The sequence below is a fragment of the Neisseria canis genome, from assembly GCF_900636765.1.
GTDB classification, from domain to species: Bacteria; Pseudomonadota; Gammaproteobacteria; order Burkholderiales; family Neisseriaceae; genus Neisseria; species Neisseria canis.
This window is the reverse complement of sequence record NZ_LR134313.1, coordinates 2,142,178-2,157,912: the sequence shown is the minus strand read 5'-3', so window position 1 is coordinate 2,157,912 and position 15,735 is coordinate 2,142,178. Positions and strand designations below refer to the sequence as shown.

The window sequence follows — 15,735 nt, the reverse complement described above, 5'->3', positions numbered from 1 at the left end:
AATTAATCATTCTGTTGACCAAGGATTTTTACCACCGGCTTCACGCCATGCTTGGCTGCCACCGAATCGGACACCTAAATAGGTGCGTTGTGCCAAGGCGTTACAGTCTCTTGCACTAATTCCTTTTTGTTTTCTGCATTCCTGATAAATTTCACGTTTTAATTTTGCATCACATCTTAATCTATTTGCTCCTTTTGTGCGCGCTTCACCATAACAATCGTCATGACGCTGACAAGCCCCTAGCAGATTAACTTGATGACCATTGATCATGGCTACGTCCGGTACAGTGTGATCAGTATATTTATCACCGCAGCCGCTTCCCCATTCACCGTTATCACTTCGAGGAGTATCCGGTTTTGCCCTTAAATTTGGATCCGCTTGATGAGTTGCTGCTGAATTGCCTTTCCCGGGAATCATTAGATTGGTAATAAAACTTGGCCCTCCTTTGCCAGAAGATTTAGGTATAGTTTTAGGTATATGCTTTCCAATCTCCATAGGCTCAAGTCCTATAGGATCGGACCAAGTGAAATTGTTAAAGGCATAGAAATATAAATTTTCCCCACCCCACAACCCAATCGGATCCTGCTGCGTAAACCGCCCGCAGTGCGGATCATAATAACGGAAGAAGTTGTAATGCAGCCCCGTCTCTTTATCCGCATACTGGTTCTGTAACCTGAACGGCTGATGTACGTCTTCTTTCAGATTTGCACTCTCTACATTATCCAGTTTACCCCAACCGTCGTATTCTCCACGCCAAACGATGTTGCCTTCCCCATCCGTCATCTCGCGCGGAATGCCGATTTGGTCGTTGTGGTAGTACAGAATCCGTCTGTCGGCTTTGCTGCCGTCCCGGTTGGCCGTCTGAACGATTTGTGCCAACGGTTCGTAGCTTCCCTGTTCGGTATAAACGTAAGTATAGGTCGCTTTATCGCCGTATTCCTGTAACAGGCGGCTGCCTTCCCATAGGAAACGGGTTTCCGTTTGGTTGCGGGCGTTCTGTTTGCTCACCCTTCTGCCCAAGGCATCGTAGCGGTAGTGCCAGTGTTCAGACCGCCTTCCCTCTTGTTCGATACGTGCTTCTGTTAACTGGTTGTCGGCATCGTAGCGGTAATACTGGCTTTCGCCCGTGGCGTGGTTGTGGCGTTCGCTCAGGTTACCCAGCGGGTCATAAACATAGTGGATGCCGTTATAGTCGGTGAGGCGGTTGCCGGCCACTTTGACACCGTCGCCGCTGATGTTGTGGGCGGGGTCGAAGGCGAAGCGTTCGTCGCCGGCTCGGGTAATCCTGCCCAAGGGGTCGTAGGCGTAGTCTTTATTGCCGTGGTGTTGGTCTTCGGTTTGAACCAGATTGCCGTTGGTATCGTAATGGTAACGGCGTTTGATCAGGCCTTTCGGCTCGGTGGCTTTGCCGCCGGGTGCTTCGAGTTGTACCAGCTGTTCTTTCAGACGGCCTAAGGGGTCTGAAATCAGGCGGGTGTGCAGTTTGCCGGCGCTTCTGGATACGGGACGGTGCAGGTCGTCGCGCTCGATATCGGTAATGGTGTCGCCGTCGAGGTTGATGTGGTGCAGATGGCCGCTGCCGTAGTAGAGGTAGTTGAGGGTTTCGCCCGTCGGCAGGATGGTTTGGGTGCGGTTGCCGAGGATGTCGTAACGGTATTCGGTGACTTTTTCGCCTTCGCTGTTGTGCGGTTGCAGAATGTCGAGGCGGATGGGTTCGCTGAGGGGGCGGAACCGTTCTTTTGTCAGCAGGCCGTCAGTATCGTAACTGAGGCGGATCTCGCTGTGGTCGTTGAAGGCGCGGGTGAGCCGGTTGAGTTTGTCGTAGTAGTAACGGCTGCTCCGGCTTTGGCTGCTGCCGGCACAATGGCTGTCTTTTTGGGTAATGCGGCCGAGGCGGTCGCGGTGGTAGACGGTGGTTTGCAGCAGTTCGCGGCGGTGGTTGCCGAAGCGGTGGGTTTGGCCGTAGCGGTTTTCCTGTACGAGTTCGCCGGCGGGGTTGTAGGTGTATTCGGTGGCCCGGCCGTCGAAGCCGGTTTCGGCGGTTAAACGGTCGCGTTCGTCGTAAGCAAAACGGTAGCTGTCGCCGTTTTCGTTGATGAGTTCGGTCAGACGGCGGGCGGCATCGTAGCGGTAGCGGAAGGTATCGCCCAGGGCGTTGGTGCGCTCGGTAGGTTGGTTGTCGCTGTTGTAGGCGTATTCGGTACGGTTGCCGGCGGCGTCGGTATGGGCTTTCAGACGGCCCGCTTCGTCATAGTGGTAATGCTCGCTGCTGCCGTCGGGATAAGTGGTGTGTTCCAGTCGGCCGTCGGCGTCGTAACGGTAGGCGGTGGTGCCGCCGGCGGCATCGGTGATGGTAGTGACGCGGCCTTTGCCGTCATATTGGTAACGGGTCTGTTTGCCGGAACAGTCGGTGGTGCTGCTCAGACGGTGGTTGTCGTCGTAGTCGAAGAAGTAGCCGTTGTTTTTGGCATCGGTAATCTGTACCGGCTGACCGTAGTTATTGTAGCGGTAAGCGGTCGCGTGGCCTTTGCCGTCGCTCTGTTTGACCAACCGACCTTGTGCGTCGTACTCAAGCAGGGTTTTATGGCCGTGCGGGCGGGTAATTTCGACCGGCCGGAGTTGTCGGTTATAGCGGATATGTTGGTTTTGGCCGCCTTCGCCGCCGATCATGGCGAGTAAGCCCTGTTCGTTGTAGCGGTAGCGGGTTTCCCGTCCCATCTCGTCGGTTACTTTGACCGGGCGGCCTAAAGCGTCGCGTTCGGTCAGGATACTGCTGCCGTCGGCAAACACTTTTTTAACCACTTCGTTGTGGTGGTCGAAATACAGGTGTTCGGTGCGGCCGAGGGCGTCGGTAATCTCGGTATGGCCGGGAGCATAGGTAAAGCGCCATTCTTCGCCGGCATCGGTATAACTGCGCAATACTTTGCCGTCTGCGTCGTAGCGGTCGTATTCGTAATAAGCGGTCAGTCCGGCAGTGTTTTGATGCTGCGTCATCACCGAGCCGGTATAGCCGAAACGGCGGCGGAGACGGCCACGGCCGTCATAGACTTCGCTCAGGTTGCCGTTGTCGTCATAGCGGTAAACAACCAGCATCTCGTCTGCCGCATCATCCGGCTGCGTACCTTGTTGCAGGGCAATGTGGGTCAGACGGTAAACGGGGCTATGTTTCGTATCCGCTTCGTTAGGCCGGAGATCGGTAAAGTGGAAGCGGATGGTGCGCTGAAGACTGTCGGTCACATAGGCGGGTAAGCCATGGTCGTCATACACAATGCGGTAACCGTTACCGAAGCGGTCGCTGACACGAATCAGGGGGTAAACACCGTTACCGCTGCCGCTGCGGTCATGGCCGTTCAAATGCAGCGGCGCAAAGTGCAGTTTGCTGCTGCCGTCGAGACTGCTGATTTGATAGCTGCCGTTGCCGATGCGTTCGAAGACGATCTGCTCGGCTTCAAACAGCATTTGTCCGTCGCTTTCGGACAGTTCGGGCAGATTGAAGTTGCGCCCCTGGGTATCGGTATAGCTGAAGCGGCCGCCGATGCGTTCGAGTTTGGCGCTGAGTGCGGTAATCCATCCTTGCCCCAACCAGCCGGACTCGGCCACATCGGAGAAGTAACTGCGGCTCCAAACGAAAGGTACCAGTCCGTCAAAGGCGAAATCGGTTTCATCGGGCAACACTTTGATACCGGAAACGGGATTGACCGGTTTGCCGGTAAGTTCGGCAATCTTACAGGGGATACAGATTTTATCGGTCAGCGGGAAACCGTTGAAATTGAAACTGTCGCCGCCGCCCACCGGCATTGCCGGTGCTTTAACCCGCACGATTTTGGGCGAACCGAGTACGATTTCGCCGTCTTTCAGCTGGATATAGCTGCCCCCGCCGCCGGTAATCATCACTTCCTGCTTTCCCGCCACCGTCACTTTGGTGCTGCTGGAAGAGAGTTCCAAATCTTTTAAGGCATTGACCTGCATACGGTCGTTTTGCGCCTGTATCGTCACCGCGCCCTGATTGGCCTGGAGTTTGGCGCCTTTGCTTTGGGCGAACAGGTTGAGCCCTTCCCGGGCGTGAGCAGTAAAGTTTTTACCGGCACTGATATTGCTGTCGCCGCCGCTGACCCAATGGATATGGCTGCCGGCAGTGTGCAGCTGGCTCTGCGGGGTGGAGGTGGCGATGCCGCCCGGTGCGGAATGGATGATGCCCGCATGTTGCAGATCTTTCAAACTGCTTTGCAGCTGGTTCTTCTGTGCCTGACTTTCAGTAGCATCGTTCTTGGCATTTTTAGCCGCATCGTCCAACTGTTTGGCCAGCGATAATGCCTCTTCCAAACGCTTGACGGTTTCCGACATATCCAACACCTGCCCCGCAGCCTGATTTTGGGCATCGGCACTGATAAACAAACCCTTACCCGCCCTTAGTGCGCCCCAGCTGTCGGTACGCAGCTCGAAGCCTTCGCCGTTGTCGCCGCGTTTTTGGCGTTGGCTGTCGACGATATGGCCGAGGTTGAGTTGGGTTTTGCCGTATTCGGTCGCCAGTTTGATGTGTTCCTGACCCTGTTTGTCTTCCATCCGCAGTTTGTTGTTCGCCCAGGTGCGGATGACGTTGCGGGTGTTCCAATCGGCGGGAACATGGTCGGGGTGGGAACTGTCGTGCATCACCCCGCTGATGTAGGGTCGGTCGGGATTACCCTGCACGAACGACAGCATCACTTCGGTACCTTCGTGCAGCGGAAAGTGTTGGCCGTAGTCGGGGCCGGCATAGGGTTTGGCCAGTCGGATGGGACGGCTTTCTCCGCCCGGGCTCCATTCGTCGAGGTCGAACGGCAGCTTTACTCGGTAGCGCCCCATCTCGTCGATATAGGCATAAGTGTAGTTGCCGGGGCTGGTGATGCGGGCGGGCAAGGTACCGCTGATACTCGGCCGGGGCGTGCCCCGTTGGGGGCGGAATACGGTTTGTGCGGGGATGGCGGTGAAGTGGTGGCTGTATGCTTGGTCGCGGCTGCCGCGGTGAGAGACGGACAGCACCAGCCAGCCGTCGGGCGCCTCATGAAAGGCGGGAGAAGTTTGAAACACCTTACCGGGGCATAGCGCGGTCACATTGCCGCTGCCGTCCGCCTCGATCCGACGGCACAGATTGAGCTGCTGCAACAGGCCTGTCTGAAGGGCGGCCTCGTCGGGCGACTTTTGATGCAGCCCCCAAAAGGAGTCGGAGCCGAGCAAAACCGAAGCATCGTCGGCCCGGTTGAACTCCCGGTGGGCCAAATCGGTATCGGCATCACGGTAATTGTAGTCGCCGACGCGTACGGATTGCACAATCGGATTGTGTTTGACCCGCAAATCGAATACCGCCTCCTCGCTGGCGCTCTCCAATCCGGCATGGGGGCGGAAGGGGTAGGGCGGCACCTTATCCCTTAGATAATGGGCGGGGGCATCGCCGAACACCACCACATCCCTGTGCTGCCCGGATTGCTCGAAGACAAACCAAATGCCTTCCTCCTCGCATAAGCGGCAGATAAAGTCGAGATCGCTTTCCTGGTATTGGGTGACATACTCGCGTACCCCGTAAGAACGGCTTTGGTTGAAGCGGAAATCGACGCCGGAGAAACCGCGGTGTTTCAAAACCGCGGCAATGATGTCGGGTACGGACTGGTTTTGAAACAGTCGTGAAGCGCGGTGGTGGGCGAGTGCGGCCAGTCGCGGCGCCATGATCAGCCGGTAGAGCGTTTCATCGTTGGATACGGACAGTTTCTCGCAGGAAGTGACGATACCGTTCCAGAGTTTGAGCGGTTCGGGCGCATACATCGGGTTGAGATTGGCGAGGGTTCCGGCTTCGGGGAGGACGGAGAATCGCAGCTGTTGGTTGATATAGGAAGAGAGGGGTAAATCGGCATCGGGAGAAGAGAACCAGACTTCGATCCGGTATGGCCGGTTGACGGTTTCGGTAGCGTCGAATCGTGAAACGGAGAGCTCGGGCGAGAATCGGGAGAAGTCGAGATGGTAGGCTTGGGTGCGCATGGGGATTCCGGTAACCAAGGAGGTAAAGAGATGACGGAAGGTTAGCGCAAAGGGGCGGTTTTGCCAAGTGTGCGGATGCCGGTTTGAAAAGGCGGAGGGGGTGGGAAGTTGGAGGAAATAAAAGGTTTCAGACAGGATTTCTTACAGCTTATTATATATGAAAAAAGCCGGTGATTAATCACCGGCTTTTTTGTGAGGTACATATATGGTACATAAAACAGATATAACCCGAAATTCATTATATTAATTATCAGGTTATGATAAGAATTGGCGGAGTGGACGGGGCTCGAACCCGCGACCCCCGGCGTGACAGGCCGGTATTCTAACCAACTGAACTACCACTCCGCGCGAAAAGCTTGGTGGGTGATGACGGAGTCGAACCGCCGACATTCTGCTTGTAAGGCAGACGCTCTACCAACTGAGCTAATCACCCTAAATAATAAAAGCGTTTGCGTAAACGCTTTGTTGTATTGTTGGCGGAGTGGACGGGGCTCGAACCCGCGACCCCCGGCGTGACAGGCCGGTATTCTAACCAACTGAACTACCACTCCGCGCGAAAAGCTTGGTGGGTGATGACGGAGTCGAACCGCCGACATTCTGCTTGTAAGGCAGACGCTCTACCAACTGAGCTAATCACCCTAAATAATAAAAGCGTTTGCGTAAACGCTTTGTTGTATTGTTGGCGGAGTGGACGGGGCTCGAACCCGCGACCCCCGGCGTGACAGGCCGGTATTCTAACCAACTGAACTACCACTCCGCGCGAAAAGCTTGGTGGGTGATGACGGAGTCGAACCGCCGACATTCTGCTTGTAAGGCAGACGCTCTACCAACTGAGCTAATCACCCTTGTGTTTGCTGTGAGAACGTGATTAAACCAAATTCTGGCTTTCTGCGCAAGTGCTTTTTGAGGAAATTATTCGCTTCCTTGTAACGACCAGTTTTCAAAAGAAATTATTTTTTCTTTTCTGCCGATGATAATCAGGATGTCGTTAGGTTCAAGTACGAAATCGGGAGTGAAATCACGGATTTGGCTGGTTTGACGGCGGACGGCAGCGAGCTTCACTTGTGTTTCGTTCAGGGGAAGCTCCCGGATGCTTTTACCCACGGCGTAAGCTTCCCGCGGCAGGGCGAAAGCGTATCGGTTTACGCTGTTGATTTCATTGTAAAAACTTTCTTCATCGTCGGAGCCGCTGATTAAGCCTTCTAAAATTTGGTAGCGGCTGCGTCTTACGTCGGAAATGATTTGATGCACGCGCTGGTAGGAGAGGCCGCTGTTGATCATGGCGAAAGAGGCTAGGGCGAGGCTGGCTTCGCGTGTGTCGGAGATAACTTCTTCTGCGCCTAAGTCGGTAAATTTGTCGATATAGTCATCGGTAACGGCGCGTACATGGACCGGCATGGTGGGATGCAGATGCATGATGCTGTCGAGAACGTGCTCCGTTTCGTGCATGTTGTTCAGCGTGATGATTACGGCTTGTGCACGGGAGAGGCCGGCTGCTTCAAGAATCTCTTTGCGTTTGGCATCGCCGAACGCAACGGGCTCGCCGATGCCGCGCGCTATTTGAACCCGCTCTGCGTCTAAATCCAAGGCATAGTAGGGGATATCTTGTGCAGCCAGTATTCTGCCGATGTTTTGGCCGCCGCGTCCGAAACCGATAAGTAGGATATGGTCGGATTTGCTCATGGTGTCAATCAGCATTTTTTGCAGATCGGCTGCTTGCAGATCCCAGCTCGGCTTAATCAGTTTGTTGATGGCCTTATCGCTGCCGTTGAGGATAAATGGTGCGGCGATCATGGAAAGCAGGATGGCGGCGGTGGCGGCCTGCTCCAAATTGTCGGAAATAAGGGCCAGATTGCCGCTTACGGCGAGAATAACGAAGCCGAACTCACCGCCTTGCGCCAGATATAGGGCTGCTTTCAGGCTTTCGGCGCCGGTGTGCTTCATGCGCCAGGCAATCAGGAAAACGATCAGGGCTTTCAGCGGAATAATAATGGCGAGCAAAATCATGACCAAAGGCCAGTTTTCCACCAAAACGTTGAGGTTGAGCTTCATGCCTACCGTGATGAAAAAGAAGCCGAGCAAAATGTCGCGAAACGGTCGGATATCGTCTTCCACTTGGAAGCGGTATTCGGTTTCCGAAAGCAGCATGCCGGCCACGAATGCGCCTAAGGCAAGTGAGAGGCCTTCCAGTTCGGTAAGGTAGGCGATGCCCAGTGTGACCAGTAAAACATTGATCATGAACAGTTCCGACGACTTGGCTTTTGCCACCAAGCGGAACCAGGGTGTCATCACGCGGCTGCCGATGATAAACAATACGCAAAGTGTGAGCACCATTTTGACCGCGGCAAGGGAAAGCTCCCACCAAAGGTTGCCGCTGTTGCCTCCGGCCAGGGCGGGCAGCAGAATCATCAGCGGCACCACAGCGATATCCTGCATCAGCAACACGCCCATCGCCATTTGGCCGTGTTGCTGGCCCAATTCGGTTTTTTCAGAAAGAATGCGGCTGACGATGGCGGTGGACGACATAACCAAAGCGCCGGCAACGGCAAAGGCCTGGGTAAACGGCGTGTTTTGGCTGATAATCAGGATGCCTAATACGGCGGCAAGGGTGATACCGATTTGCAGGCCGCCCAAGCCGAACACCAAGCGGCGCATGGAGTTCAGTTTGGAAAGTGAAAATTCCAAGCCGATGCTGAACATCAGGAATACGATACCGATTTCCCCCAAATAGTCGGTAGCGCTGCTTTGCGGGATGAGGTGCAGCACGCCCGGGCCGGCGATAAAGCCGACCAGCAGATAGCCCAGCATGGAGGGAATGTTGAAACGGCGGCAGGCAATAACCGCGATAACGGCAACAAGTAAGACGAGAACGACGGGTGCGAGTGAGAAATGCACGGAAAGGCTCCACAGATAGCGGGTTTTGGAAAGACAGCGGCAAATGTTATTGTGAGTTGTTAGCCGATACCATTATGCCTGTCTGAACTTTTCAGACAGGCATAATTATACTATGGATAAACGGGGCAAACGCAGTTTGCCGGTTGTTTTATATGTGTTTCAGACAGGCATTTGCGTGTTGATAAGATGCCTGTCTGAAAGCGGATTCAAATCGAATAGAAAAACGCAATGTTTTGATCCATGTCGGCGGCCGGCATGTTTTTGGCTTTGCCCACCGCTCTGGCAGGCACGCCGACAACGGTGGTGTTCGGCTCCACGTCCGCCACCACAACGCTGCCCGCACCGATTTTGGCGCACTCTCCGATGAGGATGTTGCCGAGTACGGAAGCGTTGGCGCCTATCATGACACCGTCGCCCACTTTCGGGTGTCGGTCGCCGCTTTCTTTGCCCGAACCGCCGAGGGTTACGCCGTGCAAAATCGAAATATCGTTGCCCAAAACAGCGGTTTCTCCCACCACCACGCCCGTGCCGTGATCAATCATGATGCCGCTGCCGAAGCGCGCTGCGGGGTGGATGTCGACGCCGAACACTTCCGATGAGCGGTTTTGCAGAAAATAGGCCAAAGTCTGGCGGCCGTTTTGCCACAGCCAGTGGTTGATGCGGTGTGCCTGAATGGCATGGAAGCCTTTGAAATAGAGCAGCGGCAGGCAATATTGGTCGCACGCGGGATCGCGCTCGTAATAGGCTTTTATGTCGTCCTGCATGGCTTTTGAAATGGAAGGGTCGTCTTCCAGGGCGCGCAGATAGATTTCAAACAAAGCGCGCGCGTCCATCGTGGTGCTGGAGAGTTTGCTGGACAAATGAAACGCCAATACGCGGTCGAGGCAGTTGTGCCGCAGCACGGTTAAATGCAGAAAGCTGGCCAGCATGGGCTCTTCGGCGGCGGCTCTTGCGGTTTCTTCTCTGATGGTGTCCCAAATAAATTTTTTGTTTTCCATTTTCAGACAGGCCTTTGTAGAATTTTCGGGTAAGGTGATTGTAACGGAATGAGTTTTTTTGACAAGTTTTGTGATTCGGCGTGAAGCGGCGGTATGCCTGTCTGAAACAAAGCTGATACAATCTCCAACTTCATTTCGACAACCGGAAACTGCGATGACTGAAACCGCTACTTTAGAATTGGCCAAAGCACTGATTGCCCAAGCATCCGTCACACCCGACGACAAAAACTGCCAAGCCATTTTGGCCGGGCGGCTTGAGGCAATGGGCTTTACGGTGGAAGCCATGAATTTTGGCGACACGAAAAATTTCTGGGCGCGCAAAGGCAGCGCGGCGCCGGTTGTGTGTTTTGCCGGGCATACCGATGTGGTGCCCCCGGGTCCTGAAGAAAAATGGGCGTCTCCGCCTTTTGTGCCGACAGAGCGGGAAGGCTGCCTGTATGGCCGGGGGGCGGCGGATATGAAAACCAGCATTGCGGCTTTTGTTACCGCGTGCGAGCGCTTTGTGGCGGCAAATCCGGAACACAAAGGCAGCATTGCTTTTTTGATTACTTCCGACGAAGAAGGCGATGCGTATGACGGCACGGTCAAAGTGGTTGAAGCGCTGCAAAAGCGCGGCGAGGGAATTGATTATTGCATTGTGGGCGAGCCGACAGCGGTAAACCGCGTGGGCGACACCATTAAAAACGGCCGCCGCGGTTCGCTCTCGGGCAACCTCACCGTTAAAGGCAAACAGGGGCACATCGCCTACCCGCATTTGGCGGTAAACCCCGTGCACACAGTGGCGCCCGCTTTGCTGGAGCTGACTGCTGAAGAGTGGGACAAAGGCAATGATTATTTCCCGCCGACCGGTTTTCAGATTTCCAATATCAACGGCGGCACGGGTGCAACCAATGTGATTCCGGGCGTGTTGAACATCAAATTCAATTTCCGCTTTTCCACCGAATCGACGGAGGCAGGCTTAAAAGAACGGGTGCATGCGATTTTGGATAAACACGGCGTGGATTACGATTTGGAATGGTCGTGCTCCGGCCAGCCTTTCCTTACCGAAGCCGGCCGGCTCACGCAGGTGGCTCAGGCCGCGGCAGCCGAAGTGTGCGGCATCCAAACCGAACTTTCCACCAGCGGCGGCACGTCCGACGGCCGTTTCATTAAAGCCGTTGCAAAAGAATTGATTGAATTGGGGCCTTCCAATGCCAGCATCCACCAGATTAACGAGCACGTGCTTTTAGAAGACATTCCCAAACTTTCCGCTGTTTACGAATACATGCTGGCCGAGTTGCTCAAATAAACACAATGCCTGTCTGAAAAAACGGTTTGCTTTCAGACAGGCATTGTTTTATGGGGTTTGAAAAGCTTAATTAAACAGGCTGACAATCCATACCGTAGCCAGCGTCAGTACAATAGCGGCGGCGCAGCCGACTTTTGCCACCACGCCGAGAATAAACCCGATAAACGTGCCGATGCTCACTTTTCCGGCCGACCATACGTCTTTTCTGGCAACGATTTCACCCGTAGCGGCGCCGATAACCGGGCCGATTAATAAGCCGGGAATGCTGAAAAAAGCGCCGACGATGCCGCCGATAAACGCGCCCCAAATAGCCTGTTTGCTGGCACCGGTAAACTTGGCGCCCATCATGCCGGCTATATAATCGGTGGCAGTGCCGACGGCTGCGAACACACCTAATGCGATTAAGGTATTGGTGCCGATGATTTGGTAGTCGCCCGCATAAGCCAGCAGCCATGCGCCGCCAAACATCAGCCCCAAGCCCGGGATGGCGGGGTAAATGGTGCCGAGCAGGCCGATAACGATGCAGATTAAGCCGCATAGGATGAGGATGGTAGTCATGGGTATTCCGATGAAAGTAAAGAATTAGGTGAGAGACCGGCTATGCCTGTCTGAAAACAGGGAGCAAGTGTTTGGGATGGGATTATAAAAGGCTTACCATGTTGAGATAAGCCTTATTTTCGTGGTTTTACCAAAGGGTTAAATCAGGTCAGTTGCGCAGTAAACAATGCCTGTCTGAAACAGTGTTTTTCAGACAGGCATTGCAGTTTATTCAGGCAGCTTCACTACTACGGTATCGGCTACATAATCCTGCAAGGTTCGGCGGTCGCGTTTAATGTTAAACAGCATGATCAGGCAGATTAGGTTGGGCAGTGAGTAGATGAAGAAGGCAAGGATGAGTGAGGAGCCCATTATTATATATTTTTGAATTAGTGCGTTGGAGATTGTTTCTACTAAAACTGTGGTGAAAAATATAATAATAAAACTGGCAATACTGTAAAATAACTCGCGCTGCAACACAGTATCTACAAACCCTGCTTCATCACCGTTCGATTTAATCACTTTGATTTTCAGTAATCGCTTGCCCAGTGACTGGCCGTACTTGCTCATCATAACAATTTGCCAGATGCAGTAAATCAGGGGAACCAGATAAGCCAACAATATTATTGCCGAGTATCCAAACGTGGTTTGCAATGAGTTTGGCTGGTTGCTTAGACCGATAGTTCTTGAATGTGGCGGGAAGATTAAGATGGAAACAATCGGTAATAAAATCAAGGGAATAAATGCAATGAAGGTAAAAAGCGAATTCAGCAATACTGCACCGATACGCAGATCCGGCGGCGCAATGATAACTTCAATCTGGCCGTCTTCCTGATTCTCTTCAGGAAGCGGCAGACTGTTTAAATCGTTCATTTTTCATCATCCTCTCTATATATAAGAAAACATGGATAAGCAGGCTATCAATATCAACTTTTCGGTTTGCTGGCCAATATATTAATCACTTTGCGTGAGGGCGGCGCGCCGATGGTTATAGGGTTATCGTGTTGCTCTGAATGCCTGTCTGAAAACTGCTGCGGCAGGCTTTCTTTGTCGAAAGCCGTATCCCCGCCGTATTTCAACGCCTGCCCGCGTTCCAAACCGGCAAAATCGAACAAAGCCGTGTCGGCCAGATGCGAAGGCACGACATTTTGCAGGGCGGAAAACATGGATTCGATGCGGCCGGGGAAACGTTTGTCCCAATCTTGCAGCATTTCTTTAATCACCTGCCGCTGTAAATTAGGCTGCGAGCCGCAAAGGTTGCACGGAATAATCGGAAACTGCTTCAACTCGGCATAACGTTCCAAATCTTTTTCTTTTACATACGCCAGCGGGCGGATAACGATGTGCTCGCCGTTATCGCTCACCAGCTTGGGCGGCATGGCTTTGAGTTTGCCGCCGTAAAACATATTTAAAAACAGCGTTTCCAAAATATCGTCGCGGTGGTGGCCGAGCGCGATTTTGGTGCAGCCCAGTTCTTTGGCCACGCGGTACAGCACGCCGCGGCGCAAACGGCTGCACAGCGAACAGGTGGTTTTGCCTTCTTCAATCACGCGTTTGACCACGGAATAAGTGTCTTCCTCAATAATTTTATACGGCACGCCTATGCTTTCGAGGTATTCGGGCAAAACGTGCTCGGGAAAGCCGGGCTGCTTTTGGTCGAGGTTGACGGCAATCAATTCGAAATCGACCGGTGCGCTGGCCTGTAACTGGCGCAGAATATCCAGCAGGGCGTAGCTGTCTTTGCCGCCGGAAAGGCAGACCATGATTTTGTCGCCGTGTTCAATCATATTGAAATCATTGACGGCGTCGCCCACGGCATGGCGCAGGCGTTTGTTTAATTTATTGTTTTCAAGCTCGTGTTTGGGTTTTCTAGACATGGAAGCGTGTTTGAAGTTCATTTGAATCAAGGGCGGAATTATACCTGAATCGGCTCCCGAAGCGCAGATTTACTTGTTTCAGACAGGCTTAAACCGATTTAACCCGATTTACGGTACAATGCGCGTTTATTTTCAGCTGAAGGAAGGCGGCCCCTGCAAATGGCTTCTTTAGAAACTTGGATTGGTTTGCGCTATCTGCGTGCGAAAAAACGCAACGGATTCATGTCGTTTATCACTTTAATTTCCATTTTGGGCATCGCGCTGGGCGTGGCGGCGCTGATTATCGTGTTGTCGGTGATGGCCGGGTTTCAAAAAGACATCCGCGGCGCACTGCTCAATGTGGCGCCGCATGCGGAAATCGGCTATTTCGAAATGGGCAACGGCGAGAATTGGCAGGATTTGCGCCGGTATGTGCAGGGCAAAAAAGAAGTATTGGCCAGCGCGCCTTATATTGCCGATCAGGCCTTGCTGGCCAATTCGGGCGAAGTGCGCGGCGTGCAGATACGCGGCATCCTGCCTGAAGAAGAAAAGAAAGTGGTGGATTACGGCGATAAAATGACCAGCGGCAGTTTCAACGACCTGCGCCCGGGCGAATTCGACATTATTTTGGGTGAAGGCTTGGCCGAAGCGCTCGACGCGGAAAAGGGCGGCAAAGTAACCGTGATCACGCCGGAGGGCAATGTAACGCCCGCAGGCGTGGTGCCGCGCCTGAAGCAGTTTAATGTGTCGGGCATTGTGAAAACAGGCGTTTACGAAGTGGATAATTCGCTTGCGCTTACCCACCTGACCGATGCGCAAACGCTTTACCGCTTGGGTGAAGACGGTGTGAACGGTTTGCGGCTGAAACTTGCCGACCCGCAAAACGCCCCCGAGTTTACCCAAAACCTGATTCCCGCCGCCGAGCAGCATAAAGTGTGGGTGCGCGACTGGACGTTTGCCAACCGCAGCTATTTTGAAGCGGTTGAATTGGAAAAGCGCATGATGTTCATCATCCTCACGCTGATTATCGCCGTGGCGGCCTTTAATCTGGTGTCGTCGCTGGTTATGGCGGTAACGGAAAAGCAGGCCGATATTGCCATTTTGCGTACCTTGGGCCTATCGCCCGGGAGCGTGATGAAGATTTTTATGGTGCAGGGCGCGTTTGCCGGATTTTTCGGCACTTTGGTCGGTGTGGTAGTCGGCGTGCTGCTCGGTTTGAACGTGGGTAAAATCATTGCTTCTTTCGAAGGTTTGATGGGTAAAAAGCTGGTTAATCCGCAATTTTATTTTATCGATTATGTGCCCAGCGATGTGAACCCGCACGACGTGGCCGTGATTGCCGCTATTTCGTTAACTTTGGCGTTTATTGCCACGCTTTATCCGAGCTGGCGCGCCGCGAAAACCCAACCTGCGGAGGCTTTGCGTTATGAATAATGTGGTTTTGAGCTGCCAAAACGTCAGCAAAAGCTATAACGACGGTGCGTTGAGGGTGCAGGTGCTGCAAGGTTTGAATTTTCAGGTCCGGGAAGGCCAGAGCGTGAGCATTATCGGCGCTTCCGGCAGCGGCAAATCCACTTTGCTGCACATCCTCGGCGGCCTGGATATGCCCAGTTTGGGAAAAATAGAGCTGATGGGCAATGATTTGGGCGCGTTAAACCAAAAACAATTGGGTTTGCTGCGCAACCAATATTTGGGTTTCGTTTACCAATTTCACCATCTGCTGCCTGAGTTCTCCGCGCTGGAAAACGTGATGATGCCGCTTTTAATCGCCAAAAAGCCCAAAGCGCAAGCCGAAGAGCAGGCCGTGCAGATGCTTGACCGGGTGGGCTTGAAAGCCCGTATGCAACACCGCCCGAGCGAGCTTTCCGGCGGCGAGCGCCAACGCGCCGCAATTGCCCGTGCGCTGGTTACGCGCCCGAAATGCCTGCTGGCCGACGAACCCACCGGCAACCTCGACCGCAAAAACGCGCAAAACGTGCTGGATATGATGATAGATTTGAAACGCGAGTTGGGCACCAGCCTGGTGGTGGTTACGCATGATGACGAACTGGCCGGCCGCTTCGACCGGGTGATGATGATGCAGGAAGGCACGCTGATTGATAAATAATGCCTGTCTGAAACCATGCCTGTCTGAATGTTTTTCAGACAGGCA

9 protein-coding genes and 6 tRNA genes are annotated in these 15,735 nt (G+C 53.6%); 3 read left to right on the top strand and 12 right to left on the bottom strand.

Going from position 1 to position 15,735, the window contains the following annotated elements; all coding sequences use genetic code 11:
* Window positions 1–6: 6 nt before the first annotated feature.
* The 9 genes from vgrG to cysE all read right to left on the bottom strand — a co-directional run bounded on the left by vgrG (window position 7) and on the right by cysE (window position 9,902).
* Complete coding sequence (gene vgrG / locus EL143_RS10285; RefSeq protein ID WP_126326741.1) at window positions 7–6,009, bottom strand: type VI secretion system tip protein VgrG; 6,003 nt, start codon at window positions 6,007–6,009, stop codon at window positions 7–9.
* Between the two features lie 268 nt (window positions 6,010–6,277).
* A tRNA-Asp gene (locus EL143_RS10280) sits at window positions 6,278–6,354 on the bottom strand.
* Window positions 6,355–6,366: 12 nt separating this feature from the next.
* Window positions 6,367–6,442 (bottom strand) — tRNA-Val (locus tag EL143_RS10275).
* Between the two features lie 41 nt (window positions 6,443–6,483).
* Window positions 6,484–6,560, bottom strand: a tRNA-Asp gene (locus tag EL143_RS10270).
* A 12-nt stretch (window positions 6,561–6,572) separates the two neighbouring features.
* Window positions 6,573–6,648: transfer RNA gene (locus EL143_RS10265), tRNA-Val, on the bottom strand.
* A 41-nt stretch (window positions 6,649–6,689) separates the two neighbouring features.
* Window positions 6,690–6,766 (bottom strand) — tRNA-Asp (locus EL143_RS10260).
* A gap of 12 nt (window positions 6,767–6,778) precedes the next feature.
* Window positions 6,779–6,854: transfer RNA gene (locus tag EL143_RS10255), tRNA-Val, on the bottom strand.
* A 67-nt stretch (window positions 6,855–6,921) separates the two neighbouring features.
* Window positions 6,922–8,904, bottom strand: a complete 1,983-nt coding sequence (locus EL143_RS10250) for a monovalent cation:proton antiporter family protein (protein ID WP_054618486.1) — start codon at window positions 8,902–8,904, stop codon at window positions 6,922–6,924.
* Window positions 8,905–9,110: 206 nt separating this feature from the next.
* Window positions 9,111–9,902 carry a serine O-acetyltransferase gene (cysE, locus tag EL143_RS10245; protein WP_054618487.1) on the bottom strand — a complete coding sequence of 264 codons (792 nt, stop codon included), beginning with the start codon at window positions 9,900–9,902 and terminating at the stop codon, window positions 9,111–9,113.
* A 154-nt stretch (window positions 9,903–10,056) separates the two neighbouring features.
* On the opposite strand from cysE, the gene dapE reads away from it, so the two are divergent.
* Entirely contained in the window at window positions 10,057–11,190 is a 1,134-nt protein-coding gene (dapE, locus tag EL143_RS10240) for a succinyl-diaminopimelate desuccinylase (RefSeq protein ID WP_054618488.1), read from the top strand.
* 66 nt (window positions 11,191–11,256) lie between these two features.
* Here dapE and EL143_RS10235 read toward each other — a convergent pair whose 3' ends face one another.
* The 3 genes from EL143_RS10235 to ttcA form a co-directional block, all read right to left on the bottom strand.
* Window positions 11,257–11,748: a DUF456 domain-containing protein gene (locus EL143_RS10235; RefSeq protein WP_085417495.1), complete on the bottom strand. Its 492-nt coding sequence runs from the start codon at window positions 11,746–11,748 to the stop codon at window positions 11,257–11,259.
* A 207-nt stretch (window positions 11,749–11,955) separates the two neighbouring features.
* The gene (locus tag EL143_RS10230) at window positions 11,956–12,600 is read right to left on the bottom strand and encodes an RDD family protein (protein ID WP_085417496.1); all 645 of its coding nucleotides are present in this window, start codon (window positions 12,598–12,600) and stop codon (window positions 11,956–11,958) included.
* 53 nt (window positions 12,601–12,653) lie between these two features.
* The gene (ttcA, locus tag EL143_RS10225) at window positions 12,654–13,604 is read right to left on the bottom strand and encodes a tRNA 2-thiocytidine(32) synthetase TtcA (RefSeq protein ID WP_085417500.1); all 951 of its coding nucleotides are present in this window, start codon (window positions 13,602–13,604) and stop codon (window positions 12,654–12,656) included.
* 159 nt (window positions 13,605–13,763) lie between these two features.
* Here ttcA and EL143_RS10220 point away from each other — a divergent pair, with 159 nt between their 5' ends.
* Entirely contained in the window at window positions 13,764–15,017 is a 1,254-nt protein-coding gene (locus EL143_RS10220; protein ID WP_085417497.1) for a lipoprotein-releasing ABC transporter permease subunit, read from the top strand.
* Window positions 15,010–15,690 carry a lipoprotein-releasing ABC transporter ATP-binding protein LolD gene (gene lolD / locus EL143_RS10215; RefSeq protein ID WP_085417498.1) on the top strand — a complete coding sequence of 227 codons (681 nt, stop codon included), beginning with the start codon at window positions 15,010–15,012 and terminating at the stop codon, window positions 15,688–15,690. Before EL143_RS10220 ends, lolD begins: the two co-directional genes overlap by 8 nt.
* The last annotated feature ends 45 nt before the right edge of the window (window positions 15,691–15,735 follow it).